The organism is Pseudomonas sp. p50(2008), from assembly GCF_015351605.1.
Classification (GTDB): Bacteria; Pseudomonadota; Gammaproteobacteria; order Pseudomonadales; family Pseudomonadaceae; genus Aquipseudomonas.
In genome coordinates this window covers 418,036-443,773 of record NZ_JACMYF010000003.1, presented here as the reverse complement: position 1 = coordinate 443,773, position 25,738 = coordinate 418,036, and the positions used below count along the sequence as shown (strand labels likewise).

Annotated in this window: 26 protein-coding genes; 18 read left to right on the top strand and 8 right to left on the bottom strand. The window is 59.0% G+C overall.

Features of this window, described 5'->3' with window-relative positions:
- Positions 1-153 precede the first annotated feature (153 nt).
- The 8 genes from cyoA to srmL all read left to right on the top strand — a co-directional run bounded on the left by cyoA (position 154) and on the right by srmL (position 7,309).
- A complete protein-coding gene (gene cyoA, locus H7698_RS10520; RefSeq protein ID WP_194691339.1) occupies positions 154-1,098 on the top strand; it encodes a ubiquinol oxidase subunit II in 945 nt (314 codons plus the stop codon).
- A gap of 3 nt (positions 1,099-1,101) precedes the next feature.
- Complete coding sequence (cyoB, locus tag H7698_RS10515) at positions 1,102-3,132, top strand: cytochrome o ubiquinol oxidase subunit I (RefSeq protein WP_162437333.1); 2,031 nt, start codon at positions 1,102-1,104, stop codon at positions 3,130-3,132.
- 3 nt (positions 3,133-3,135) lie between these two features.
- The gene (locus H7698_RS10510) at positions 3,136-3,762 is read left to right on the top strand and encodes a cytochrome o ubiquinol oxidase subunit III (RefSeq protein WP_045062707.1); all 627 of its coding nucleotides are present in this window, start codon (positions 3,136-3,138) and stop codon (positions 3,760-3,762) included.
- Positions 3,763-4,098 (top strand): cytochrome o ubiquinol oxidase subunit IV, encoded by a 336-nt coding sequence (gene cyoD / locus H7698_RS10505; protein WP_194691338.1) that lies wholly within the window; start codon positions 3,763-3,765, stop codon positions 4,096-4,098. It begins immediately after the preceding gene.
- Positions 4,099-4,109: 11 nt separating this feature from the next.
- Positions 4,110-4,997, top strand: coding sequence for a heme o synthase (gene cyoE, locus H7698_RS10500; RefSeq protein WP_194691337.1), 888 nt, complete (start codon positions 4,110-4,112; stop codon positions 4,995-4,997).
- A 235-nt stretch (positions 4,998-5,232) separates the two neighbouring features.
- Entirely contained in the window at positions 5,233-5,577 is a 345-nt protein-coding gene (locus tag H7698_RS10495) for a toxin (RefSeq protein ID WP_194691336.1), read from the top strand.
- The gene (locus tag H7698_RS10490) at positions 5,574-5,888 is read left to right on the top strand and encodes a helix-turn-helix domain-containing protein (RefSeq protein ID WP_194691335.1); all 315 of its coding nucleotides are present in this window, start codon (positions 5,574-5,576) and stop codon (positions 5,886-5,888) included. Before H7698_RS10495 ends, H7698_RS10490 begins: the two co-directional genes overlap by 4 nt.
- A gap of 272 nt (positions 5,889-6,160) precedes the next feature.
- Complete coding sequence (srmL, locus tag H7698_RS10485) at positions 6,161-7,309, top strand: PheS-related mystery ligase SrmL (RefSeq protein WP_194691334.1); 1,149 nt, start codon at positions 6,161-6,163, stop codon at positions 7,307-7,309.
- A gap of 1 nt (position 7,310) precedes the next feature.
- Here srmL and H7698_RS10480 read toward each other — a convergent pair whose 3' ends face one another.
- On the bottom strand, positions 7,311-8,720 hold the full coding sequence (locus tag H7698_RS10480; RefSeq protein WP_162437337.1) for an aminotransferase-like domain-containing protein: 1,410 nt from the start codon (positions 8,718-8,720) through the stop codon (positions 7,311-7,313).
- Positions 8,721-8,869: 149 nt separating this feature from the next.
- Here H7698_RS10480 and H7698_RS10475 point away from each other — a divergent pair, with 149 nt between their 5' ends.
- The 10 genes from H7698_RS10475 (at position 8,870) to H7698_RS10430 (ending at position 18,102) form a co-directional block, all read left to right on the top strand.
- Complete coding sequence (locus tag H7698_RS10475; protein ID WP_194691333.1) at positions 8,870-9,970, top strand: hypothetical protein; 1,101 nt, start codon at positions 8,870-8,872, stop codon at positions 9,968-9,970.
- A gap of 42 nt (positions 9,971-10,012) precedes the next feature.
- Entirely contained in the window at positions 10,013-11,293 is a 1,281-nt protein-coding gene (locus tag H7698_RS10470) for an ATP-grasp domain-containing protein (RefSeq protein ID WP_194691332.1), read from the top strand.
- 37 nt (positions 11,294-11,330) lie between these two features.
- On the top strand, positions 11,331-11,825 hold the full coding sequence (locus H7698_RS10465; protein WP_194691331.1) for a RidA family protein: 495 nt from the start codon (positions 11,331-11,333) through the stop codon (positions 11,823-11,825).
- An 83-nt stretch (positions 11,826-11,908) separates the two neighbouring features.
- Positions 11,909-12,394, top strand: coding sequence for a cupin domain-containing protein (locus tag H7698_RS10460; protein ID WP_194691330.1), 486 nt, complete (start codon positions 11,909-11,911; stop codon positions 12,392-12,394).
- Positions 12,395-12,567: 173 nt separating this feature from the next.
- Positions 12,568-13,212, top strand: coding sequence for a glutathione transferase (gene yfcF, locus H7698_RS10455; protein ID WP_194691329.1), 645 nt, complete (start codon positions 12,568-12,570; stop codon positions 13,210-13,212).
- A gap of 30 nt (positions 13,213-13,242) precedes the next feature.
- Positions 13,243-14,583 carry a KamA family radical SAM protein gene (locus H7698_RS10450; RefSeq protein ID WP_194691328.1) on the top strand — a complete coding sequence of 447 codons (1,341 nt, stop codon included), beginning with the start codon at positions 13,243-13,245 and terminating at the stop codon, positions 14,581-14,583.
- A gap of 24 nt (positions 14,584-14,607) precedes the next feature.
- Entirely contained in the window at positions 14,608-15,480 is an 873-nt protein-coding gene (locus H7698_RS10445; protein WP_194691327.1) for a branched-chain amino acid aminotransferase, read from the top strand.
- Between the two features lie 21 nt (positions 15,481-15,501).
- Positions 15,502-16,260 (top strand): TauD/TfdA family dioxygenase, encoded by a 759-nt coding sequence (locus H7698_RS10440; protein WP_194691326.1) that lies wholly within the window; start codon positions 15,502-15,504, stop codon positions 16,258-16,260.
- 67 nt (positions 16,261-16,327) lie between these two features.
- A complete protein-coding gene (locus H7698_RS10435) occupies positions 16,328-17,287 on the top strand; it encodes a diiron oxygenase (RefSeq protein ID WP_194691325.1) in 960 nt (319 codons plus the stop codon).
- 14 nt (positions 17,288-17,301) lie between these two features.
- The gene (locus H7698_RS10430; RefSeq protein WP_194691324.1) at positions 17,302-18,102 is read left to right on the top strand and encodes an N-acyl homoserine lactonase family protein; all 801 of its coding nucleotides are present in this window, start codon (positions 17,302-17,304) and stop codon (positions 18,100-18,102) included.
- A gap of 216 nt (positions 18,103-18,318) precedes the next feature.
- Here H7698_RS10430 and H7698_RS10425 read toward each other — a convergent pair whose 3' ends face one another.
- The 7 genes from H7698_RS10425 to H7698_RS10395 form a co-directional block, all read right to left on the bottom strand.
- The gene (locus H7698_RS10425) at positions 18,319-19,740 is read right to left on the bottom strand and encodes an aminotransferase-like domain-containing protein (protein WP_194691323.1); all 1,422 of its coding nucleotides are present in this window, start codon (positions 19,738-19,740) and stop codon (positions 18,319-18,321) included.
- A gap of 528 nt (positions 19,741-20,268) precedes the next feature.
- The gene (locus tag H7698_RS10420) at positions 20,269-20,973 is read right to left on the bottom strand and encodes a hypothetical protein (RefSeq protein ID WP_162437349.1); all 705 of its coding nucleotides are present in this window, start codon (positions 20,971-20,973) and stop codon (positions 20,269-20,271) included.
- A 135-nt stretch (positions 20,974-21,108) separates the two neighbouring features.
- A complete protein-coding gene (locus H7698_RS10415; RefSeq protein ID WP_194691322.1) occupies positions 21,109-21,606 on the bottom strand; it encodes a hypothetical protein in 498 nt (165 codons plus the stop codon).
- Positions 21,607-21,685: 79 nt separating this feature from the next.
- The gene (locus tag H7698_RS10410) at positions 21,686-22,513 is read right to left on the bottom strand and encodes an ABC transporter permease (RefSeq protein ID WP_162437351.1); all 828 of its coding nucleotides are present in this window, start codon (positions 22,511-22,513) and stop codon (positions 21,686-21,688) included.
- A gap of 7 nt (positions 22,514-22,520) precedes the next feature.
- Complete coding sequence (locus H7698_RS10405) at positions 22,521-23,393, bottom strand: ABC transporter permease (protein WP_162437352.1); 873 nt, start codon at positions 23,391-23,393, stop codon at positions 22,521-22,523.
- 10 nt (positions 23,394-23,403) lie between these two features.
- Positions 23,404-24,516: an ABC transporter substrate-binding protein gene (locus H7698_RS10400; RefSeq protein ID WP_194691321.1), complete on the bottom strand. Its 1,113-nt coding sequence runs from the start codon at positions 24,514-24,516 to the stop codon at positions 23,404-23,406.
- Positions 24,517-24,606: 90 nt separating this feature from the next.
- Positions 24,607-25,698 (bottom strand): ABC transporter ATP-binding protein, encoded by a 1,092-nt coding sequence (locus H7698_RS10395; RefSeq protein WP_194691320.1) that lies wholly within the window; start codon positions 25,696-25,698, stop codon positions 24,607-24,609.
- Positions 25,699-25,738: the final 40 nt, after the last annotated feature.

The window sequence follows — 25,738 nt, the reverse complement described above, 5'->3', positions numbered from 1 at the left end:
AGAACTCACCGCTGGCCCAGGATTTGTCGAGCAGCGTCTGACGCGCGACGGGCAGCCCTTATTCAATCCAAGAAAAATGCCAACCCTTGGCAGGGTGAAGTGTTGGCGATCAAAACCCAACTGCATTGCGCAAGCTGCTTTAGAGGTCGTGAGATGAGTAAAAACAGGTACCCCAGACTACTAGGCTTATTGCCGCTGATCGGCGCGTTGCTGCTGTCAGGCTGCAACATGACCTTGCTCAACCCAACAGGTCAGGTTGGCCTGGAGCAGCGCAACCTGATCATCACTGCAACGTTGCTGATGCTGTTGGTCGTGGTCCCGGTCATCGTCATGACCTTCCTGTTCGCCTGGAAATACCGCGCGACCAACACTGACGCCGTGTACACGCCGAAGTGGTCGCACTCCACCAAGATCGAAATCGCGGTGTGGGCTGTTCCAGTGCTGATCATCATTGCTCTGGGTTACGTCACCTACGTGTCGACCCACGCTCTGGACCCTTACAAGCCGCTGGAATCCGACGTCAAGCCGATCACCATTGAAGTGGTCGCGCTGGACTGGAAGTGGGTGTTCATCTATCCGGAGCAGGGCATCGCCACGGTTAACAAGATCGTGTTCCCGACGAATACCCCGGTCAATTTCAAGGTGACGTCGGACTCGGTGATGAACTCGTTCTTCATTCCAGGCCTGGGCGGCCAGATCTACGCGATGGCCGGCATGCAGACCAAGTTGCACCTGATTGCCAACCGTGACGCTGAAATGGAAGGCATCTCTGCCAACTACAGCGGCGCAGGTTTCACCGGCATGAAATTCAAAGCGATCTCGACTTCCCAGGAAAATTTCGACGCCTGGGTAAGTGAAGTCAAAAAGGCACCTAAACAGCTGGAAAAAGCTGAATACGAAGCCCTTACCAAACCAAGCCAGAACAACCCAGTCGAGCTCTACTCCTCGGTTACGCCGAACCTGTTCCAGTTCATCGTCGACAAGTACGAAGGCATGAACCCGGGCAAGCCGATGCACCACGAGAAGAAAGAGAAAGAAGTGGCCCATATGGAAGGGATGGACATGAGTTCGCATTCAGCTGCCGGGGCAGAGGAGTAAACGATGTTTGGTAAATTAAGTTGGGAAGCGGTCCCGTTCCACGAACCGATCGTGATGATTACCATCGCCATGATCGCGCTCGGTGGTCTGGCGCTGTTCGCTGCAATCACCTACTTCAAGAAGTGGACCTATTTGTGGACCGAGTGGTTGACCTCGGTCGACCACAAGAAAATCGGCGTGATGTACATCATCGTCGCCATGGTCATGCTGCTGCGTGGTTTTGCCGACGCCATCATGATGCGTACCCAGCTGGCCATGGCCACCGAGGGTTCGCCTGGCTACCTGCCGCCTGAACACTATGACCAGATCTTCACCGCTCACGGTGTGATCATGATCATCTTCATGGCGATGCCTTTCTTCACCGGCCTGATGAACCTTGCAGTGCCGCTGCAGATCGGTGCCCGTGACGTTGCCTACCCGTTCCTGAACTCCCTGAGCTTCTGGTTGCTGGTGTCCGGCGTTGTGCTGATCAACCTGTCCCTGGGCGTCGGCGAATTCGCCAAGACCGGTTGGGTTGCCTATCCACCGCTGTCGGGCCTGCAATACAGTCCGGGCGTGGGGATGGATTACTACATCTGGGCGCTACAGCTATCCGGGCTAGGTACGACGCTAACGGGGGTCAACTTCCTGGCCACCGTGCTGAAAATGCGTACCCCTGGCATGAAGCTGATGGACATGCCGATCTTCACCTGGACCTGCACCTGGGCTAACGTCCTGATCGTGGCTTCGTTCCCGATCCTGACCGCTACCCTGGCACTGCTGACCCTTGACCGTTACATGGATTTCCACATTTTCACCAATGAACTTGGTGGCAATCCAATGATGTACGTCAACCTGTTCTGGGCCTGGGGTCACCCCGAGGTTTACATCCTGATTCTGCCGGCGTTCGGGATCTTCTCCGAAGTCATCTCCACCTTCACCGGCAAGCGTCTGTTCGGCCACCACTCGATGATCTACGCTTCCGGCGCGATCTCGATCCTGGGCTTCATGGTCTGGCTGCACCACTTCTTCACCATGGGTTCGGGTGCCAGCGTCAACGCCTTCTTCGGTCTGGCGACGATGCTGATTTCGATCCCGACGGGGGTGAAGCTATTCAACTGGCTGTTCACCATCTATCAGGGCCGTCTGCGTTTCACCAGCCAGGTTCTGTGGACCCTGGGCTTCATGGTGACCTTCGCCATCGGCGGCATGACCGGCGTACTGCTGGCCATTCCGGGTGCTGACTTCGTACTGCACAACAGCCTGTTCGTGATCGCTCACTTCCACAACGTGATCATCGGCGGCGCGGTATTCGGTTACATCGCAGGCTTCGCGTTCTACTTCCCTAAAGCGTTCGGCTTCAAGCTGCACGAAGGTTGGGGCAAGGCAGCATTCTGGTTCTGGATCACCGGCTTCTTCGTCGCGTTCATGCCGCTCTATGTACTGGGCTTCATGGGCATGACCCGTCGTCTGAACGCCACCACCAACCCTGAGTGGGTGCCGTACCTGTACGTCGCCATGTTCGGCGCGGTGATGATCGCCGTGGGCATCGCCTGCCAGCTGATCCAGCTGTACGTCAGCGTGCGTGACCGCAACAAGCCAGAAAACATGTGCGATCACGGTGACCCGTGGAATGCCCATACCCTGGAATGGTCGACCTCGTCGCCACCACCGTTCTACAACTTCGCTGTGCTGCCAAAAGCAGAAAGCATCGACCCGTTCACCGAGGCCAAGGAAAACGGTACCGCGTACCAGGCTCCAGCCAAGTACGAACCGATCCACATGCCAAACAACACCGCTACGGGTGTGGTTATGGGCGCGCTGTTGACCGTGTTCGGTTTCGCGATGATCTGGCACATCTGGTGGCTGGCAATCGTTGGTCTGGTTGGCACCGTGGTGTATTTCACTATCCATGCCGCCCGTGACGATCAGGGCTACATGGTGCCGGTGGATGTCATCGAGCGCATCGAAGCCGAGCAGCACAAACGTCTGGTAGCGGCCGGGAAAATCCCAGCCAACGCCACCCGTGTTGAAACCTCGTTGGAACAGGCTTAAACCATGTCGAACTTAGTGACCAATGCTGGACACACCCATGTCGATGGACATGGGCACGATGACCATCACCACGACTCGGGCGAGATGACCGTATTCGGTTTCTGGCTCTACCTGATGACCGACTGCATTTTGTTTGCGTCGATCTTCGCGGTGTACGCGGTACTGGTTAACAACGTAGCGGGCGGCCCGTCGGGCGCCGACATTTTCGAGCTGCCGTACGTACTGGGCGAAACCGCTCTGCTGCTGTTCAGCTCGATCACCTACGGCTTCGCCATGCTGGCGTTGTTCAAAGGCAAGAAGACACAGGTCCTGGGCTGGCTGGCCATGACCTTCCTGCTGGGCGCCGGCTTTATCGCCATGGAGATCAACGAGTTCCACCTGCTGATCTCCGAAGGCTACGGCCCTAGCCGCAGCGGCTTCCTGTCCGGGTTCTTCACCCTGGTCGGCACCCACGGTCTGCACGTGACCAGCGGTCTGATCTGGATGGCGATCATGATGTACCAGGTCCAGAAAAACGGCCTGACGGCGACCAACAAGACCCGTCTGAGCTGCCTGAGCCTGTTCTGGCACTTCCTGGACGTTGTGTGGATCTGCGTATTCACCGTTGTTTATCTGATGGGGACTATGTAAATGGCTAACGCTCATTCCCACGATAGCCACGACGCCGGCCACGGCAGCGTCAAGTCTTACGCTATCGGTTTCATCCTGTCGGTGATCCTGACCGTCATTCCTTTCGGCCTGGTGATGTACCCGTCGCTGCCGAAAGCCATGACCCTGTGGATCGTACTGATCTTCGCAGTCGTCCAGGTGCTGGTGCACCTGGTGTACTTCCTCCACCTGGACCGCTCTGCCGCCCAGCGTAACAACGTGATCGCGTTTATCTTCGCTGCGCTGGTCATTGTCCTGTTGGTCGGCCTGTCGCTGTGGATCATGTTCAGCATCCACACCAACATGATGGCGCACTGAGGTAAATCCGGATGTCCTTGAAGCACTTTATCCAAATCACCAAACCGGGGATCATTTTCGGTAACGTGCTTTCAGTGGCAGGCGGATTTTTCCTGGCCTCCAAAGGGCATGTCGATCTGGCCATCTTCCTGGCCGCCATGATCGGCACGTCCCTGGTCGTCGCTTCCGGTTGCGTGTTCAACAACTGCATCGACCGCGACATCGACCTGAAGATGGAACGCACCAAGAACCGGGTGCTGGTGCAGGGCTTGATCTCCCTGAAACTGGCCCTGATCTATGCGACCGTCCTGGGTGTCGCCGGCGTTGCCCTGTTGTACACAGTGGCCAATCCGCTGGCCGCGTTGTTTGCGGTGATCGGGTTTGTCATCTACGTCGGCTTCTACAGCCTGTACCTCAAGCGCAAGTCGGTTCACGGCACGCTGGTGGGCAGTCTGTCGGGCGCGATGCCGCCGGTGATTGGTTACGTCGCCGTCAGCAACAGTTTCGACATGGCTGCACTGACGCTGCTGGTGATGTTCAGCCTGTGGCAGATGCCGCATTCCTACGCCATCGCGATCTTCCGCTTCAACGATTACCTGGCCGCATCGATTCCGGTGCTGCCAGTGAAGCGCGGGATTCAAGTGGCGAAGAAGCACATCCTGCTCTACATCCTGGCCTTCCTCGTGGCGACCTTGATGCTGACCTTCAGCGGCTATGCCGGCATGAGCTACCTCGCCGTCGCCGCGGCCATGGGCATGTACTGGTTGTACATGGCCTGGACCGGCTACAAGGCAGTGGATGACACGGTCTGGGCACGCAAGCTGTTCGTGTTCTCGATCTTCACCATCACCGCGTTGAGCGTCATGATGTCCCTGGACTTCAAAGTGCCCGCCGAGCTGTTGCTGACGTACGCGCCTTAAGCGTCGGATGCTGTAAAGAAAACCCCGCCTTCGAGAGAAGTGCGGGGTTTTTTGTTGGGACCGCTTTTCGCGGGAGCAGTGGTGATCAGCCTTTCCGTGCCGGGCGAAGACTCATTGTAGGAGCGAAACTTGCTGGCGATGACGAGGCCTCGATCTGTCAGCTCACCTGTAGCAATTCGTCCGTTACCCCAGTTTTCTGCTTGCTGACTATAAGCAACTTGCCTATAGTTTTGCGATGCGCACTGTATTCTTCGAAACCACGTCCTTCACTGCCTCCGTCGGCAATTATCTGACGGACGATGAGTATCGTACGCTGCAGACCCACATGCAGCTGAATCCGGAGGCGGGCGATGTTATGCCTCGATCAGGTGGTTTCAGAAAATTACGTTGGGCAGATGGACGCAGAGGCAAAGGCAAGCGAGGTGGCTTGCGGGTTATCTATTATTGGCTTATGAATGATGGTCAGTTTTGGATGTTTGCAATTTATGACAAAGATGAGCTTGTGAACTTGACCGCCGAGCAAGAGAAGGCGCTCAAGAAGGCCATAGAGACAGAGTTAAAAAAAAGAGGTACCCCATGAAAAAGCGCGACCTGTTTGCAGAGTTGATGCAGGGCGTTGACGAGATGGCGGCTCAACGCGAAGGCAAGATTACCCTGCGCAACACGACGATTGAGAATATGCCAGCGCCTGAAATTGACGCGCAGGAAATTGTTGCACTGCGAGAAAAGTTACATATGTCTCAAGCTGTTTTCGCCAAGCGAATCAGGACCAGTCCCAGCACGCTGAGAAATTGGGAGCAGGAAAAATCCAGGCCCAACGCGCAGGCTGCATTGTTGATCAGACTGGTGGAGAAATTCCCCGATATGGTGGAGCGGCTGGCAACCGTTTAACCAGATCGCCAAATATTTGAAACCCCGCCTTCGAGAGAAGCGCGGGGTTTTTTGTTGGGTGGTCAGACTCTTCGAAACGGGTCTTTATAGGGCGGCGGACATGGCGAGGCGGCGGATGCGCGGTGAGATTGTAGGAAGCCTCTGAAGGCGTGTTCTGAAAATCTAAAATGCTGTGTTTGGATCGTTGTGAGTGATCAGCTTCTGCCGTTAGATTGATTTGTCGGGTGGTTTTCAAGAGCCCTCAAGTCAACTGGCGTTAGAGGGCTGTTAGCGTGAATGCATCAAAAAAATACCTGACCGATGCGGCTGTCCAGCAGGCTCTGTTACTGGTTGATCTGACCGAAAAAAGCACACCCGAGCACGCTGTCCGGTTATTGCTGAATGAAATCCTTCAGCGACTGGCTGAAAACGGCTGGCCTGAAGCTCAACTACAGACAGGCCCGCGCGTTGTGTCTGCTGAGGAAAATTACGGGCTGCTTGGTTACGACCCCACCGAAATCACGCTGGGCAGTGAACACACCCGCTGGGTCGATGAGCACTCTCTGCTCCGCACGCAAACTACCAGTCAGATTCCATCGGCGTTGCAGCGTGCGGCTCGTGATCGGCAGCCGGGGGAAACGATATTGCTGGCAGCGCCCGGTATCACGTTTCGCCGGGACAGTCGTGACCGCTGGCATTGCGCGGAGCCGCATCAGATGGACATCTGGGTACTCGGTGATCCGCAACTGTCGACCCACGAGCATTTGCTGCGCCTGGTCGGCGATATTCTTAAAGCCGCCGTGCCTGACAAACCATGGGTCTACTGCGATAGCCCGCATCACTACACCGAGGGCGGGATCGAAGTGAATGTGTTGGATGACGGCGCTCCCATCGAGGTCCTGGAGTGCGGTCGTATTGCGCATTCGTTATTGGAACGGTTGCAGATCGATCCATTACGCCATGGTGGCTTGGCGCTCGGGATGGGGCTGGATCGCCTGACGATGCTGCGCAAGGGCATTCCGGATATTCGCTTGCTGCGGGATCAGAATGTAAGGGTGCAGGCGCAGATGCATGATCTGAATCCATGGCGTGCGGTTTCGCGTTTGCCGTCGATTGCTCGCGATATTTCATTGGCAGTTACCCCGGGGTTAAGCGAGGAGGTGCTGACCGAGAAAATGTTGCTGGCCGCGGGTGACTGCGCTGATTGGATTGAGGAAATGCAGGTCAAGGGCCGTTGGGGATTCGCTGATTTGCCGGTGCAGGCCATCGAACGCCTCGGGCTGTTGCCGGGTCAGGAAAATGTGCTGCTTCGGGTGGTGCTGCGAGATTGTTCGCGATCGATCACGACAGCTGAGGCGAATGCCTTGTACGCGGATATTCAATCCGCGTTGCATGAGGGGGCACCCGGGGCGGGGTACAGGATGGATGTTTCGAAGGTTTGAGTCAGCTATCCAGCAACCTGAAAAACCGCTCACGCACTTGAGTGTGATCGCTGTGGGCCACGTTGAAGCGCATGTAATGGCTGGCTTCCGAGCCCTTGCTGAGGAGGGTGCCGGGGGCGAGGACCAGGTTGTTTTCCAGGCCTCTGCGGGCGAGGGTTTCGGCGTGCAGGCCGTCCGGCAAGCGCGTCCAGATGAACAAACCCTCTCCCGGCAACGACGACAGCGAGCAACCGGCTTCGGCCAGCCAGCTCGTCACCCGGCTGTTGGATTCATACAGCCGGTCCACCGTACGGCGCGTGTGTTTGGTGTAGCTGCCGTCGCTGAGCATTGTGCAGGTGATGTGTTCCGCCAGTTCCGAGGTGACTCCGCCGCAGGCCATTTTCAGGGCGACCAGGCGTGCCGCCAGTTGCGGTGACAGCACCGCGTAGCTGACGCGGCTGTTCGCCGTCAGGGTCTTGGAGAAACCGGAAATGTACGTGACGTTGTCCAGCCCGCTGGCGGCCAGTCGCGGGGTGCGGCGCTGTTGAATGTCGCAGTAAAGGTCGTCTTCGAGAATATGGAAACCGTACCGGTGGCTCAGCTCCAGCAACCGATACACCTGAGCGGGGGAAAAGGAATGCCCGGTCGGGTTATGCAGGGTGCTGTTGGTCATGTAGAGCACGGGTTTGTGGGCGATCAACAGTTGCTCGAAGGCCTCCAGGTCCATGCCATCGCAATCGCGAGCGATGGTGATGACCTTCGCCCCGTGCAGCGCCAGGTTGGCGTGCATGTTGAAGTAGCACGGATCATCCAGCAGCACCGTGTCGCCCGGCTTGATCAGCAGGCGCATCAGCAGGTCGATGGCCTGCATCGTGTTGGCAGTGGTGATGATCTGGTCTACCGGCACTTCGATGCCAAAGGTCGACAGCTTGACCCGCAAGGCCTGGCGCAGCGGCAAATACCCGCCGGCTACACCGTACTCGCCCATGCGCAGACTCGTCGCGCGCAAGGTGCCGCGCACCGCTTTTAGCAGTTCATCGGCTGGCAGCCATGAAGTTGGCAGGAAACCGCAGCCGGGGCGCAGGGCGCCGTTGTCCAGCAGCAACGCGCGGCGGACCACGCTGAGGGTGTCCTGAGGTTGCAGATCGGGGCCGGTGTCGGTGTTCAACGTGGTGCTGGTGCGGTGCACGTAGTGCCCGGAACCTTGGCGTGACACCACCAGACCCTTGGCGCGCAAGCGATCCAGGGCATCGACCACCGTGGACTTGCCCACGCTCATCAAGTCGGAGAGTTCGCGAATCGGTGGCAACTTTGCCCCGTGAGGCAAGCCGCCCTGGCTGATCGCTACCGACAACTGATCGACGATCTGCTGAACCAGCGGTACTCCGGGCTGGAACACGACGGCGGCGATCACTGCTCGCTGAACCTGCATTTTACTGGTCTCTCCGGCAGTAAAGTTCGTTCGATTCTATACGAACTTGCTCTGCTGCAAACAACCCTCTCTCCCTACTATCGCTTTAGTGACGTTTTTGATGGTGGGCGCCTTATGGCCCCGCAATTGCTTGGTATCAGAGGTGCTGCATGAGTGTTCAAACAACGGCCGCCGTGGCCAAACCGGTGATTAACATTCGCCTGTTCACGATACGCATCATCACGGCGGTGTCGCTGTTTGCGGTGTTGGGCAAGGCCAACGTCTGGCTCGACACGGCCACCAACAGCATTCTCGCCCTCGGCTATCGAGCCTTGTTGCTTCTTCTGCCCCTGACTTTGCTGGTGCTGGGACGTCGCTCCCTGAGTGTCACGCTGCTGTGCGCCGGCCTTGGACTGGTGTTGCTGGCGATCACCCGCAACCAGGGCATGGTGATGTTTGCGGCGGCATTGTTCGCCTACGGCATCGCCATCGCCGGTTACCTGATCAAGAGCGAAGCGGCGCAAACCAAGGAGGGCGCCGCCTACAACCGGGTCGCCATGAACATGGGCAGCCTGGTCGCAGGGCTGATCCTGCTGTCACCGCTACTGACCCCGACGATGTTTTTCCTCGGCGCCGCCGCTTTCGTGCTGCTGTGCCTGCCCATCGCCATGGGCGCGACCTTCACCACGCAACCCGCTACTGCCCGCGCGGCCAGCCAGGAGGGCAGTGGCTGGCGCAACAAACTGCCGTGGGTCATCGCCGGCCTGATCATGGGGATCAAGTTGTTCGGCGTGTTCTCGATCCTGCCCCAGGCCATCCTGCTGAAGACCGGTGAGCTGCCGGCCTGGTACGGCCTGATGCTGATCCTCAACAGCGCCGTGGTGGTGTTCGCGCAGATGCCGGTAATGAAACTCATAGAACGCACCGGGCGTTTCAAAGTGGTCGCGGTGATCGGGATCATCATTGGCGGTTTTGCCGTGCTCTCGTCTCCGGGCGCATTCCATGTCGAAACACTGATCGGTGCACTGATCTGGGTGGCCCTGCTGTCGGTCGCCGAGTGCGCGTTCAGCTACCTCGATTACTTCTCGGTCAAGCAGAACAACATGTTCGTCAAGGAAGTGTCCCTGGGCGTCGGCGCGGGGCTCACGGTGCTGATCATGCGTGTCGTGCCCGCCCCCTATAACGCCCTGGTGCTGGCAGCCATTGGTGCGGGCGGGATTCTCGCCTGGTACTGGTTCAACCGTAAATCCAACGCATCACTGCACGACTGAGTCATCGCGGTAGCGTTTTTTGCATCACAGGTCGGAGGTTTCATGAAGACGACGTCATGCGTAGTAGTGGTCGGTTACAACGGCAATCGGGTACAGGATATCCAGAAGTTGCGCGATCTCTGCAAGACGCTCTACAACGCCCGGCTCATCCTGGTGGTTGAGCGAATTGCACCCGAGGATGACCAGGTCGCGGACCACGTCTGCAGCGCTTCGCTGGCGCCGCAGGACGTTGCCGAGTCACTGGAACTGGTGGCCGGGTGCCTGGATGTCGACCGCTGGAAGCTGATTGGCGTGTTGCCGTTTTCCGATCGAGGCGTGTTGCTTGGTGCGGCGCTGGCCACCTATTACGGCCTGCCCGGCATCACGCCCGGCGAGGCCCGGGCCGGCCTGGACAAACAGATCTTCCGCAAGCTCGAAGCTGCTTGCGACACGGCGCCCGACGACTACCGTCCGGTGTTCTCCACGCGGGTCGAAAGCCTTGGCGAACTGCGTCAACGGGTTGTCGAGCTGGGAGGCAAAGCCTTTATCAAACCGGCCTGTGAAGGCGCGAGCCGGGGTTGCCGGGTCATTCATCATCCGTCCGAATGCGACGAGGCATGGCAGGCGCTCAAGCCATACCGGGAAGGTGGCATCGTCCTTGAAGAACTGGTCCGTGACGCTCGCGAATACAGCTGGGATTACGTCGCCGGCAGCACCTGGGTCACGGAAAAAACCACCACCGAAGGCGCCTTTCGCGCAGAAATCCAACAGGTAGTGCCCGCGCCGTTGACGCAGGGTGTACAGGCGCGACTGGGCGCTGCCGGTCGGCACATGTCCGGGTTGGTTTCACTGGATAACGGCGCTTATCACAACGAGATTTTCCTGCGCAGCGACGGGCTGACTTCGGCGGTGGAAACCAACATGCGGCCTGGCGGCATGCACATCTGGGACCTGGCGCGTCTGGCCTTTGTCGACTTCAACCCATGGGAACACTGGGTCAGGTGGGCGGTGGAGGGCAAGACCGCTCAGCAGGACCCGGTTGCACGCGGCTATTGCGGCATTCGCCTCCTCAGAGCGCCCGCCGCTGGCCTTTTGCGAGACCTGCCGGACATCGAATCCCTGGCCCGGGAACTGAACATCGAGTTGGTCGAGGCCGCTTACGAAAAGCGTGTCGGCGACACGGTCATGGCCCAGGTGAAGGACAACACCGCGTTCATTGGCCACATCGTGTTGTTCAGCGAGCACTACGACCAACTCAACAATGAATTGCTGCGCCTGGCCGAAGCCATCGAGTCCCGCGTCGGGGTCAACTGCCTGGCGTCGCCAGTCAGAGCCGTCGGCTGATTCACGTTGTTGTCTTATTGATTTAGAGGGTTTGGTAATGATTGAGCACAAGACCTGTGATGAGCGTTTCATCGACCTGGCCAAGGAGCTTGGCTATGACATCTATGGCGAGAACACCGCCGGCGGCCATTACGCCCCGCTGATTCGTCATCACGACGAGCTGTACATCAGCGGTCTGGTGCCACGCATGAACGGCGCGATCCAGTACCCCGGCCGTGTCGGGCTGGAACTCAGCCTGAGCGATGCTCAGGCCGCTGCCAGCATCAGCGCCATGCGCGCGCTGGCATTGATCGTGGACGCCATCGGTTCGCTGGACAAGATCAAGTCGCTGGTTCGCGTCACCGTTTATGTGAAGTCCACAGCAGATTTTGTCGACCTCAGTGAAGTTGCAAACGGTGCGTCGGATGTCTTCAGTCACGTATTGGGGGATGCGGGGAAACATACCCGTACGACCGTCGGAGTTTATCAACTACCGAAAAATGCGGCGGTAGAAGTTGATTTGATCGCTGCGCTGAGACCAATGCCTTTATAAGTGTTAGTTGCTCGGCTTTACAGGGTGGAGTGGGTAACCTAAGGTGCTGTTACTCAGTGGGCAGCCTAAGTTGGAACGTGGTGATGAATAACGTTAAAGGCGCGTTTTTTTCATATAAGGATTTTCGTGAAAGTTTGCACCATCAATCGGTCGGCCCGCGGGTATGGAGGGAAGCCGAGCTGACAGACATGCGTCAGACCCTGGAGGCCAGCGAGGTCGACATCGTGGCGCTGGCCCACGACAACAGCCTCAACGGATGCGAGGTCATGCCCGGTGTGGCGATAGCCATGCAATGGCTAAAACCCGGCGCCGTGCTTAACGGTCACGCTCATTCCTGGTGGCACCTGTTTATCATTCAATCCGGCCGCGGCGCGGTGACGTTGGGCGATGCCGACGAAGTGGACGTCAGCGCAGGTGATGTGTTGCTGGTGCCGGCCTGGACCCGGCACGGCTTCATCAACACGAGTACCGATGAAGCGTTGGCGATGCTGAACCTGAGCAACATGCCGCAGATGGCGCTATTGTCGAATTTTGCGGACAGTCACGGGCTGATCACCAGCCGATCCTGAAGCACCGTTTCACTGAAGGGAGTCAGCATTTGCCGAACTCCCTTTTTTTGTGCCTGCGAACTTTCTGTATCGATAGAATCAGATAATTTCTGTATCTGTTCAGCATCAGATCAACTAACTAGGATCACTTCCATGGCAACGGATTTAGTTTCGTTAAGCAGGGGAAGTGCTCTATGGAAAGTGCAAAAATAAAGTTGTATGTCGGTGCGGATTTTGTCAGCGCTTTTGCGATGTCCACGTTTGTGGCGTTAAAAGAAAAGCAACTTTCATTTGAACTCGTGACACTCGATCTTAAAGCCCGGGAGAACTATCAACCGGGTTATCGTGATCTGTCGTTAACCTGCAAAATACCCACGCTGGTTCACCAAGGTTTCGCCCTGTCGGAGTCTTCAGCCATCGCCGAATACCTCGACGAGATCGCCCCGCAGCCGCAAAAGCTGTTTCCCCTGGACACCCGGCAACGCGCACGGGCCCGCCAGCTTCAAGCCTGGCTGCGCAGCGATCTGTTGATCATTCGCAAGGAGCGTCCGGCCGATCTCATTTACTTCGGCAAAAAAGACACGCCCTTGAGCGACGACGCGTTGGCGGCCGTCGACCGGCTGTTCTTTGTGGCTGACCGGTTGCTCAAGGGCGGCGCCGATCATCTGTTTGGTGACTGGAGCATCGCTGATACCGACCTGGCAATCATGCTCAACCGTCTGCTCGCCAATGGCGATCACGTTCCCGCGCGACTCGCCGCCTATGTCCGGCGCCAGTGGGACCGCGACAGCGTTCGGGCATGGATGGACATTGAGCGCACGGCGCCCGCAGTCAACTAACACCGCCAGGAAGACATCGGGAGCGCTGCCATGCATGGAATGTCGGAATCGCCAAGATACAAACCCTATAACTCACGCACCATTCGCGACACGGCGTACTGGCACAGGCTCACGCCAGCGCTGCAAGAAGCCATGAACGTAGTCGCGCGGGTCATGCCGTTTCGCACTAACGAATACGTACTGGGGACGCTGATCGATTGGGACAACATCCCGGACGATCCGATTTTCCGCATGACCTTTCCCCACAAGGACATGCTGCTGCCGGACGAGTACGCCTCGCTCAAGCACCTCATCGAACTGGATGACAGCGTCGCCATCAAGCGTCGAATCGAGGCGATCTGGTTGCGCATGAACCCGCACCCGGCCGGGCAGTTGACGCACAACGGCGTGACCCTGGACGGAAAAGTCCTACCGGGCATTCAGCACAAGTACCGCGAGACCGTACTGTTTTTTCCCGGCGCCGGTCAGACGTGTCACGCCTATTGCACCTTCTGTTTCCGCTGGGCGCAGTTCATCGGCGAAGAAGAGCTGAAGTTCAACGCCCGTGAATCCCAGGAACTGGTGAGCTATTTGCGGGTGCACACCGAGGTCACCGATGTGCTGATCACCGGCGGTGATCCGATGATCATGAACACCCGCTCGCTGGCCGGCTACATCGAGCCGCTGCTGCATCTGCCGCACCTGAAGAGTATCCGCATCGGCACCAAGTCGGTGGCGTACTGGCCGCAGCGCTTTGTCAGCGACAAGGACGCGCCGGAACTGCTGGAACTGTTCAAACGTATTGTGGCTGCGGGGAAAAACCTGTCGGTGATGGGGCACTACAACCACCCGGTTGAGATCCGCCAGGACATCGCCCGCCAGGCCATCGAGCGTATTCGCTCCACCGGTGCCACCTTGCGCATGCAGGCACCGGTGATTCGCCACATCAACGAGAACCCCGCCGATTGGGCCGAGCTCTGGACTGAAGGCGTGCGGCTGGGGGCGGTGCCTTATTACCTGTTCGTCGAGCGTGATACCGGCCCCAGTCATTACTTCGCCATGCCATTGGCTCGGGCGTTCGAGATTTTTCAGGCGGCGTATCGCACGGTCTCCGGGCTGGCGCGTACGGTCCGCGGGCCGTCCATGAGTACCTTCTACGGCAAGGTGCTGATCAACGGCATCGAGACCGTCGCCGGGGAAAAAGTTTTCGTCCTGCAGTTTCTGCAGGCCCGCGATCCGCAATGGGTATTGCGCGTCTTTTATGCGCGGTTCGATCCCCATGTGACCTGGTTCGATGACTTGCGCCCCGCGTTTGGCGAGCGCTTGTTTTTCTTTCAGACCGAGCCCGTGGCAGCGCCGGAATTGATACAGGTCCTGCTGGAAACGGCGTAGGGCGATTCTCAAGGAGACAGGGATATGAGCAGTGGCGGGTTTGATCAGCGAGAAGGATTTATCTGGCTCGACGGCGAGTTTGTCGAGTGGTCCCAGGCGCGTCTGCATGTGCTCTCCCACGGTCTGCATTATGCGAGCACCGTGTACGAGGGCGAGCGTGTCTACAACGGCAGGATTTTCAAACTGCGCGAACACAGCGAGCGGTTGTACCGCTCGGCGGCGCTGATGGATTTCGTGATTCCGTATGAGCTTGAAGCGCTGGAAGCGGCCAGTCATGAATTGCTGCGCCGCAACGGGATCGTCGACGGATATGTGCGGCCCGTGGCCTGGCGCGGCAGCGAAATGATTTCCACCTCGGCGCGCTTCAACAGCGTTCATGTGGCGATCGCCTGTTGGCAGTGGCCGAGCTATTTCGACCCGGCGGCGCGCATGGCGGGCATCCGTTTGAAGACCGCCGAGTGGCGCCGGCCGCCACCAGGCTGTAGTCCTTTTGAAGCCAAGGCATCGGGGCATTACCAGATCGCGACGCTGAGCAAACACGACGCGGAAAACAGTGGCTACCACGACGCGCTGATGCTCGACTGGCGTGGTCACGTGGCCGAAGCCACCAGCGCCAATGTGTTCTTCGTCAAAGACCGGACCCTGCACACGCCGTTGGCGGATTGCTTCCTCAATGGCATCACTCGCCAGACCGTGATCGAACTGGCCAGGGCGCTGGATTACCAGGTGCTCGAGCGGGTCATTCTTCCTACGGAGCTTGGCGACTTCGATGAATGTTTTCTCACGGGTACGGCGGCCGAAATCACACCGGTGCAAAGTATCGATGAGCATCGGTACCGACCGGGCCGCGCGTGCAGCGAATTGATTGATGCATACACCTCAACCGTCAACGCCTGATAAACAGCCGGGAATCTCACCATGTCAGATCAAGGGATTGTTGCGTCTAAACCTTACGTTTCGCTGGGGCACCGCCACGAGGAATTGTCAGCCCGCGGCTGGACCGTGCTGGCCCCGGACGAGTTCGCCGATGATGTTGTCGGCACCTTGCAGGAATTCGGTCCGATCATTCCGCAATTCAACGGGCAGATGGCGTTTGCGATCACCCGCAAACCCGGTTACGAAGACCTGCCGTATTCCCAGAGCATGAACGGCATTGGCCCGCACACCGAAGCGCCGGTGTACGGACCACCGCCGCGTTACCTGGCGTTGCATTGTCATCAACAGGCAACGTGTGGCGGTGGGCATACCGGTCTGGTGGACGGCATCGAGTTTCTGGCATTTCTCGAACACACGGACCCCGAGCTGCGTGAATGGATCGATGACACGCCGGTGGAGTTCGTCGCCACCGCCAAACCCGGTGAACCGGCACAACGCCGGGTCAAGGAATACATCCTGACGCCGACAGAAGAAGGGGACATTTTCCGCTTCAGCTACAACCAGTTTCACTACGGCGATGTGAACCCCTCCAGGGAGCATCTGCAGCAATCACTGGTCACAAACAGCACGACGCCGTTGGCCAGGTTTGCCGTACTGGGTGAAGCCTATTTCGTGGAGCACAACACGCCGGTGTTGATTCCCGACGGTTGCCTGCTGATTTGGGACAACTGGCGAATGATCCACGCCCGCAGTCGTTACACTGACCCGGCGCGCAACCTGACCCGCTATTGGCTGGCCTGATTTTTCCGTCGCCCATCACTCCATCGGCGTACCCCCAACAGGGTGCGCGTCCTACAGGTATCGCGTTATGCAAACAGCCATCGAGATCGCCAAGGTCGATCATCAACTGATCGTGCGGCTCAATCAGGCGTGGACCAAACGGGCCACGGTGTGCGCGCCGGACAAGGCGCTGGTCAGCGAGCCGTTCGATCCGGCGCGTCCGGATTATCCGGAGTCCATGGTGCCGTTTTTCCACCACCCGGCATTCCAGGCCTTGAGCGAGGAGCTCAAGAGCAACGTCGTGACCTGGGGCTGGATCGGCTACAACCTGCGCACGGTCACCGCCGAAGAACACGTGGTGAACCCGGCGCTTAGCGTCATCGCCAATCAGTATCTGGGCAAGGACGACTGGCATTTTCGCGAGGCGATGCAGCAGACATTGATCGACGAGCATTACCACACGCTGATGCACCTGCGTGCCATCGAGCGCACCCGGCTGGACAGGGCGCTGGACCATGACCTGGACTTGCCGCCGTCAGTGACCTACCTGCGTCTAGTCGCATTGCGTGAAGAATTGCCCGAGCAGTGGCAGCGGGATCTGGCGGCCATCACCTTTGCGATAGTGGCTGAAATCAGCGTCAACGCCTACCTGGATCTGCTGGCGGACGATCACAGTATCCAGCCGCAAAACCGTCGCGTGGCCGAACTGCATAACCGCGATGAATATGCCCACAGCAAGGTGCTCGCCGAAGTGGCCAAGGTCATGTACGCGAATATGCAGCCACCGCAGCGGTTATTTTTCGCACGTACGTTGTCGGTAGCGCTGAGTGCCTTTGTCGCCCAGGACTACTCGATGTGGGAGGCGATTCTGACGCAGCTCGGGGTCGAGGCCGCCAGTCAGATCATCGCCGACACTCGCGAGAGCAACAAGAACGCCACGATCATGCGCGACTACAGCGGTCTGCTGCGTCTTGCGCAGGACCTGGGCATTACCGAGGAGATCGATTTCGACTTCCGTCCGACCCTCAACGCGGCCGCTGTGGCCTGAATCGGGAGGTGTGCATGTCCGTTCCTGAGTACGAAGTGTTCGCCATTCGTGTGGGCGCCAATGCCCAGCGCACCGCTCGAGAAAATTTTCTGTACGACGCCTGCTGTGGCGACCCGAATGCGTCGATGCCCCTGGACTATTACTTCTGGGTTATTCGAAACGCCCGGCAGATCATCGTGGTCGACACCTGTTTTCAACCGGCCACGGCGGATCGGCGCAACCGGCAGATGTACCGCTTGCCTGAAGATTCGCTGCGACAACTGGACATCGATCCGGCGCAGGTCGACACCTTGATCCTGACGCATCTGCACTGGGATCACGCCGGCAATATCGGGTTGTTCCCCAAGGCCACGGTGCACCTGCAGGAAGCGGAGTTGCGCTTCTGCACGGGACCGAAAATGACCCATCGCACGGTGAACAAAACCTACGAGGTGGACGACGTGATGTCGGCCCTGCCGCCGTTGTTCGAAGGGCGGATGCGCTTGCACTCGGGCAGTGTCGAGGTGGTGGCGGGCGTGACCCTGCACCCGGTCGGCGGGCATACGCCGGGCAGCCAGGTGGTGCGGGTGAACACCGCGCGCGGGTGGATCGTGCTGGCCTCGGACGCTGCGCATCTGTGGGCGAACATTCGCCAGCGCAGTCCGTTTCCGATCCTCGATGACCTGGCCCAGACGCTGGAAGCCTTCAGCCTGATCGACAGCCTGGCGGACAGTGAAGACCACGTCATCCCCGGCCACGACCCGCTGATCGCCGAACGCTTCCCCCATTGGAACGACGACCCGCACATCATCTGCCTGCACAACCCACCGGTTTGAACGATTCCCCTGTAGAAGCTGCCGAACCTGCCTCTGTGGCGAGGGGATTCATCCCCGTTCGGCGACGCAGTCGTCGTAAAACCCGCGCACTCGGTATGACTGATTCATCCAGGTCGCCTGATTTGGGGTCGCTTCGCAACCCAGCGGGGATGAATCCCCTCGCCACAAGGGCGGGCTCGGCAGCTGCTACAGAGATACTTGCAGGCTGCTACAGGGTTAGTGTTGGTTTTTGAGGATTTGACCAAGGGTCGCCAGCGCCTCATCTATCCGGGGCGAATAGGGCGCGCCGCAACCGATGCGAACGAAATGATCGAAACGCTGGGCGTTGGAAAAGATATCCCCCGGTGAAATCTGGATACCTACCTTCAACGCCTCCTGGAAAAGCATCATCGACGAATACTGGTGCGGCAGCTCCACCCATAACAAGGTGCCGCCTCGCGGGTTGCTCACGCAGGTGCCCGAGGGGAAATAGCGCAGGATGGCCGCACTCATCTGCTGGCGTTGCTGCGTCAGGGTTTTCCTGAGCCGGCGCAGGTAACGTTCATAGGACGGCGTTTTCATGAACGCACTGACCGCCAGTTGCGACAACGTTTCGCAGCCTCTGGACTGGGTGTGCTTGAGCATTTCCACGCGCTCGTGCCATCGACCTGCACTGATCCAGCCCAGTCGCATGCCCGGAGCGAGGGTTTTGTTCAGCGATGCGCAATAGATCAGGTTGTCAGTGCGGTCCCAGTGTTTGAGCGTGGACAAGGGCTGATCGGTGTCCACCAGGTCGCCATAGGTGTCGTCTTCGATCAGCACCGTGCGGTACTCGGCGCACAGTTGCACCAGGCGTGCCTTGTTGGCGTCGGGCATGATGCTGCCCAACGGATTTTGCAGATTGGGAATGACGATCAGCGCGCGAATTGGTTCGGGACCCAGTAGCAGTTTTTCCAGCGCAAACAGGTTGATCCCCGAGTGCGCGGTCGCCGGAACTTCCAGCACGCGCAGGCTCAGGCTTTCGAGAATCTGCAGCAAGCCATAGAAGGTCGGCGATTCAACGGCCACGGTGTCGCCGGGTTGGGTGACGGCGCGCAAGGCGAGGTTGATCGCCTCGGTCGCACCGTGGGTGATCACGATTTTCTCGGCGCTCACGTTGGTCTTGGCGGTCAGCGCACGCCGGGCCAGGGTATTGCGCAGCGCAAGGTTGCCGCAGGTCGAACCGGGTTTGCCGAGCAATTGCTGATCCTGGCGCAGCGCCTTGATCATGTGGTCCTGCAAAACCTTCAGGGGATAGAGTTCCGGTGCGCAGTAGGCGCTGGCGAAGTTGACCTTGATGTTCGCCCGCTGGCCAGCCTTGAGCACCGACGACACCTGCTCGTGAATGCCCACATACACCCCGGTGTCCAGCGGTGCAGGAGGCACGGGCTTGGGCACATTGTCCGGCTGACGGATGTAGTTGCCGGAGCGCGGACGCGCTTCAAGCACCCCGTAGTCCTCAAGCTCGCGGCACACCTGCACGGCGGTCGAAAGGCTGACGGCGTGTTTTTCCATCATCAGTCGAATGGAGGGAAAGCGTTCTCCCGTTTTCAAGGTGCCGCTGCGGATCGCGTCGAGGTAGTGGTGGGCTAACTGACGGTAAAGGGGCGTTGTGTTCATGGCGACCTCAGCAATCGCACCACTGAGGTCTTGGGCTGGAAAGTGAGATGACGCTCCCCGCAGGCGGACCTGTGGCGCTCAAGGGTTATGGGAAGTGTTGGTCCTGCTGTCGATACTGGAACAGGAATCGCGGTCTTGCCGGAATCGCAGGCAATAAAAAGCCCCGCACGAGGGCGGGGCTGAAGGGGTATTGAAGTTAACGAAGAACCTGTGGCTTGCCAGAAATCTGCAGATATCGCGATATCGGTGTTGCCCCCCGGGGGTCGCTTCGCAACCCAACGCAGGCTTCGCCAGCTGCAACATGAAGCGTTGTGCTGCTTATACGATCCCGGTAGCAGCTGCCGAAGGCTGCGTAGCAGTCGTCCTGCTACTCAGGAACCTGTGGTTAACCAGATATCTATGGCTAATCAGATACCGGTGGCGAGCGAGCTTGCTCGCGCTTGAGTGCGTAGCACTCACAAAAATGTTCAGAATTTTGGGGCCGCTTCGCAACCCGGCGGGAGCAAGCTCCCTCGCCACAAGTCCGGGTTACTGCGCAGCGATGCTGTAGCCATCGAACGCTGTCTGTTGCTGCAGCGCAGTGATGATGTTCTTGCGGTTGCTGGCGTGCTCAGTCCCGGCATTGTCCAGGAAGGTCTCGCTTTCCAGCTCGGCTTCATCACCTTCACCGACGAAGGTCAGTCCCAGGAATTCCAAGGCTTCGCGATCGACATTCATTCGCGAACGCGGTGTGCGCATCGGCAGGGTGACGCTCACGCCGTCCTTGCTGATGGTAAAGATTTCGACGTCTTTCTTTGCCCGCGCTGTCTTGCTCTTGCCGCTGCTCGGGTTGCTGATGGCCTGATGGGTCTGGTTCAGCACTTTAAGCGCCAGGCCGTAGACGATTTCCTGGAACGCGGGATCGTCCTTGAAGCTGGACAGGATGCGGCTGATCGGGAACTTGCTGCTCAGGTCTTCGAGGGCCGCGATGTCGGCCGCTTCGGCATCCTTGAGTTGCTTGAGTTCGCCCATCAGCTCGTAGGCCTTGTCGTCGTCGAAGCTGTCATGAGCCTGACGAATCGCGGCGCGCAGCTCGCGGATCTGGTCGCTTTCACGGGTGGACTGGAACGAATCCAGGACCATCTCGGCGATGGTCTTGGCCTGGGGCACATGCTGTGAAAGATTGATGGAGTTTTCGTATTCCGCTTTGGACGACAAGGTGACTACGGATTCAGCGGTGTTGGAATCGGACATTGAAATTTCACTACTTCTTTTAACTTGGGATGAGGCGAGAAAGCACAGGGCCTTTTCAGGCCGCCTAATCTATTGGACAGCGACGCAGTTGTCACGGTTGAACAGGCGGGCGGACGAAAGATTGGCCCGACCCTCCTACAACGGCGCAGTCCTGAGGGAGCGGAACACCTGATAGAACCTGATCGACCGCCCGCAGAACAAACCGCTGGCCACGCCTGACGCACAAGCCTTGAGCAACACGATGGGGAGTGTCGCCGAGTACGCCGGGTGAACCTCGGCCTCGTAGCCAAAATAGTAGTTAACCGCAAAGAACAACAGGTAGAGCACCAGCGTCTTGATCGTGCCTGGCAGGATCAATCCGGTTCCCGTGTCATCCAGCGCGACGTTCTTGCTGGAAAAAATCAGCAGGGCGGCGGCGCTGCCTACCAGCACGGCGATCAGCCAGAAACCTGTCGCTAATGCGGGATGCAGCGAAAGGTTCAGCGAATAAAAGGACCAGCCGAGCAAAATCGGCGGGGTGATCAACAAGGAGGTTTTGCTTTCGCGCGTCGGGGACAGGGCCTTGATGCCAAAGAAGCACAGCAGGGCAAAGATCCCATAAACCCACAGCGGGGTGTTTTGCAGGGCGTTCATCGAGACGCGTCCATGTCGAAAAGTGTGCGGGGATAATAGTCCTACTGCGGCCTGACAGCCGACTATTTCCCCGACACCTTCACGGATGCAGCAACTTCTGCGCGCGCTTGTCGGCCAGATGCTGCAGCACCAGCCGCCCGATCAGCACCAGCAAGGTCAGCGAGATCAGCAGCACGGAGATGGCGGCCACGCTTGGATCGACGTTATCGCGCAGACCGCTCCAGATCCGTTTCGGCAGCGTGTCCACGTTGACGCTGGTGATGAACAGCGTCACCGCGACTTCTTCCCACGACAAGGCAAAGGCCAGCAGCGCAGTGGACGCGATGCCCAGTTTCAGGTTCGGCAGGATCACCATGAACGTGGTTTGCATCAGGCTGGCGCCGAGGTTGCGCGAGGCCAGTTCGATACGTCGGTCAATCTGACTGAGCGCCACCATCATGGTGACGACGCCGTAAGGCACCACCATGATGACGTGGGCGATCACCACGCCCGTCAGGGTGTCGTAGCCCATTCCCGGGGCGAAGCGCCCGAGCTTGGTTTCCATGAAGTACAGCACCAGTGCCGAAATCACCGGCGGAATGGCCATGGGCAACAGCACCAGGCCGATCAGCGCCGTGGCCCATTTTGAGCGCAGGTACCAGATGCCGAGGCTGAAGCTGGCCGCCAGCAATGTGGCGATCACACTGGTGGCGAAGGCGATGGTCAGGCTCTGGCTGATGGCGTGGAACCAGTCGGGGTTGCTGACCAGTGCTTCGTAATGGCGCAGCGACCAGTTGCCTTCCGGCATCGACAGGAAGCGCTTGCTGGTGAAGGACACCGGGATGACCGTCAGCAACGGGAACAGCATGAAAGCCATGGCGATCACGGCCAGCAGCCGCGTACTCAGGCTTGTGCGATGGGTATTCATAATGACCTCAGCCGACCAGTCGATTCACGCGGGTGATTTTCAGCAGCACCCAGATCAGCGCACTGACCAGCGCCAGCAGCACCACGCTAAGCGCAGCCCCCAGGCCCCAGTTGCTGGTCTGGAACATTTGCAGGAACACGTATTCGGCAATCATCACCGTTTGCCCGCCGCCCAACAGCACGGGCGTGATGAAGAAGCCCAGGCAGAACACAAAGACCATGATGAACGCGCCCAGCATGCCCGGCAGGGTCTGTGGCAATAGCACTTGCCAGAAGGTGCGCAGCGGGCCGGCACCCAGGCCGCGGGAAGCCATGAGGATGCGTTGATCCAGCTGGCGCATGCTCGACAGCAGCGGGAACACCGCATACGGGATCATCACGTGGAGCATGCCGATGACCACGCCGATTTCATTGCGACTCAGCTGTAACGGTTGGTCGATCAGCCCCATGCCCATCAGGCCATTGTTGAGCACACCGTTGCTGCGTAGCGCGATCAGCCAGCCGAAGGCGCGCACCAGCACGGAAATCCAGAATGGAATGAAGATGCAGATCTCCACCACGCGCTGCCAGAACGGTGGGCTGAACACCCAGCAGTAGGCCAGCAGATAGCCGATCAGCAATGCCAGGCAACTCACCGTCATGCACAGGCGCAGGGTGCGCCACAGCATGTCGTGGATCGCCGGGTCCGTGGCGATGCGCTCGTATTGCTCGATGCCCGGTGTCGGCAAGGAGAAGCTCCAGCCCACCACGCCCAGAAACGGCAGCACGTAGAACACCAGCAGTAACACGGGCAGCGGAAACAGCAGTAAACCGCGTTCCAGGCCCGGTGAACTGAATCGGGGCTTGGGCGCAGTCAAGGTTGAGGTCAGGGTCGTCGTCATGGTCGATGGCTCACTTGGACAGCCGTGTCAGGTACGTTTCCAAGGTTTTTGAGTAGTTGTCGGCGTACCACTGGGCGTTCAGGGCGATCTGCTTTTTCAGGTTCTCGGCCGACGCGCAGTTGGCTTCCAGTTGCTCGGCCGACATCAGTTTCTCGGTGGCGCTGTTCGACGGACCGTTGCCCAGCAATTCGAACAACTTGAGCTGGCCTTCGGGTTGCAGCGCCTGCTGGATGAATTGCATGGCCGGTTGCGTACCTGCCGGGTTGCCCTGCAACACCGCCCAACTGCTGGAGTTGATGAAGCCATTTTCAAAGCTCCAGCGCACGCGGTTGTCGGTGTCTTCGGCGAGCAGCTTGGCGCGGGTATGCCAGATCGCCCCCACCGACACTTCGCCATCCACCATCAGTTGCTGGCTTTCGGCACCCGAACTCCAGAAGGACAGCACGTGGGGCTTGATCTCATCGATCTTGGCCATCGCGCGGGCGACGTCCAGTGGGTACAACTGATCAGCCGGCACACCGTCGGCCAGCAACGCCGCCTCCAGCATCCCGTTCATCCATTTGTACAAAGTGCGCTTGCCGGGGAATTTCTTCACGTCCCAGAAATCGGCCCAGGTCTTGGGACCGTTATCGCCGAATTTTTCACTGTCCCAGGCCATCACGTAGCTGAACTGGTAGCTGGCGATACCGTGATCGGAGGAGAGCGCCGGGGCCACCAGGTCGCGCTTGATCACGTTGTAGTCCAGCGGTTGCAGGATCTTTTCCTTGCCCAGGACGATAGCGCTGTAACTCTCGACGTCGACCACGTCCCAGCTCGGCTGACCGCTGGCCAGCTGTGAGCGAATCGCCCCTTCGGTCGGACCCGCGCCGTCGATGCGCACCTGGATGCCGGTGTTTTTGGTGAAGGTGTCGGTCCATGCCGAACGGAAGGCGTTCAGTGCGTCACCGCCCCAGTTGACCACCACCAACGGCTTGTCGGCCGACCAGCTGATGCCACTGCGCAGCGCCAGCGGCACGGCGGCCAGCAACCCCATGGCCTGCATGAAGGTACGACGGTTGATCTGCCCGCCACGGGCCTTTTCGATAAGCACTTCAATACAGTCGCGTTGATGATCCTGGCTCATTGCAAGTCCTCAGTCGGCGGGTGTCCTTCGGACAGTGGCCTTTTTGTTGTCGTTAGGAGAGAGAGCTTTTTGACGCATGTGATACCGGCTTCAGGCCTGTAGCAGGAAGCTTTGCTGCACCGGCCAACTCAGCCACACCGGCGCACCACTGGGCATCAGCGCGCCCGGATGATTGCCGGGGACGGACAGGTTGACGGGCAAGGCATCGTTGCCGACCTTGAGGGCCAGGTGGGTGCTGGAGCCCTGGTAAACCTTGTCGGTGAGTTGCGCGGGGATGACGTTGTAACCGTCCCGGGTCGGGCAGTCGCTGTGCAATTCCATGTGTTCGGGGCGCACCGCCAACACGGTCGGCTGAGCGCTCAACGGGTTGGGGGCGAAAGCGTGCAGCACGCTGTTGCCACAGCGACCGGTGGCGGTCGGGCCATTGCGGGTCAAGTCCGCCAGGGGGAAGAGATTCATCTTGCCGAGGAATTCGGCGACGAACCGGCTCTCGGGCCGGTTGTAGATATTTTCCGGCGTGTCGACCTGGGTCAATTTGCCGTGGTTGAAAATCGCGATGCGCGACGAAAGCGCCAGGGCTTCGCCTTGGTCGTGGGTCACGAACACGAAGCTGGTGCCGACCTGGCGATGTATGCGCTGCAGCTCGGTCTGCAATTGTTCGCGCAGGTTTTTGTCGAGGGCCGACAGCGGCTCATCGAGCAACAGCAGTTCCGGCTCGAACACCAGTGCCCGGGCAATCGCCACGCGCTGTTGCTGACCGCCGGACAGCTCAGACGGCTTCTTGTGCATGTGCGCGCCCAGGCCAACCACTTCCAGAATGTGCTTGACCCGACGCTGGCGTTCCTCGGCGGCGACTTTGCGGATGCGCAGCGGATAGGCCACGTTATCGGCGACGCTCATGTGCGGGAACAGTGCGTAGCCCTGGAACACCATGCCGTAGTTTCGCTTCTCGGCAGGGCGCTTGATGATGTCCACGCCTTGCTCCATCAGCTTGCCCGACGTCGGGCTGAGAAAGCCGGCCAGGATCATCAGCAACGTGGTCTTGCCCGAACCGGACGGGCCCAACAGGGTCAGGAATTCGCCTTGGCGTACGTCCAGATCGACGTTATCCAGCGCCGCAAAACGACCGTAATACTGGCTGATGCCTTGTGCACTGAGCTGAACCGTTGAACGGCTGGACACGATGAGAGTTCCTCTTTTTATTTGCCCCAGGGCGTGCGAG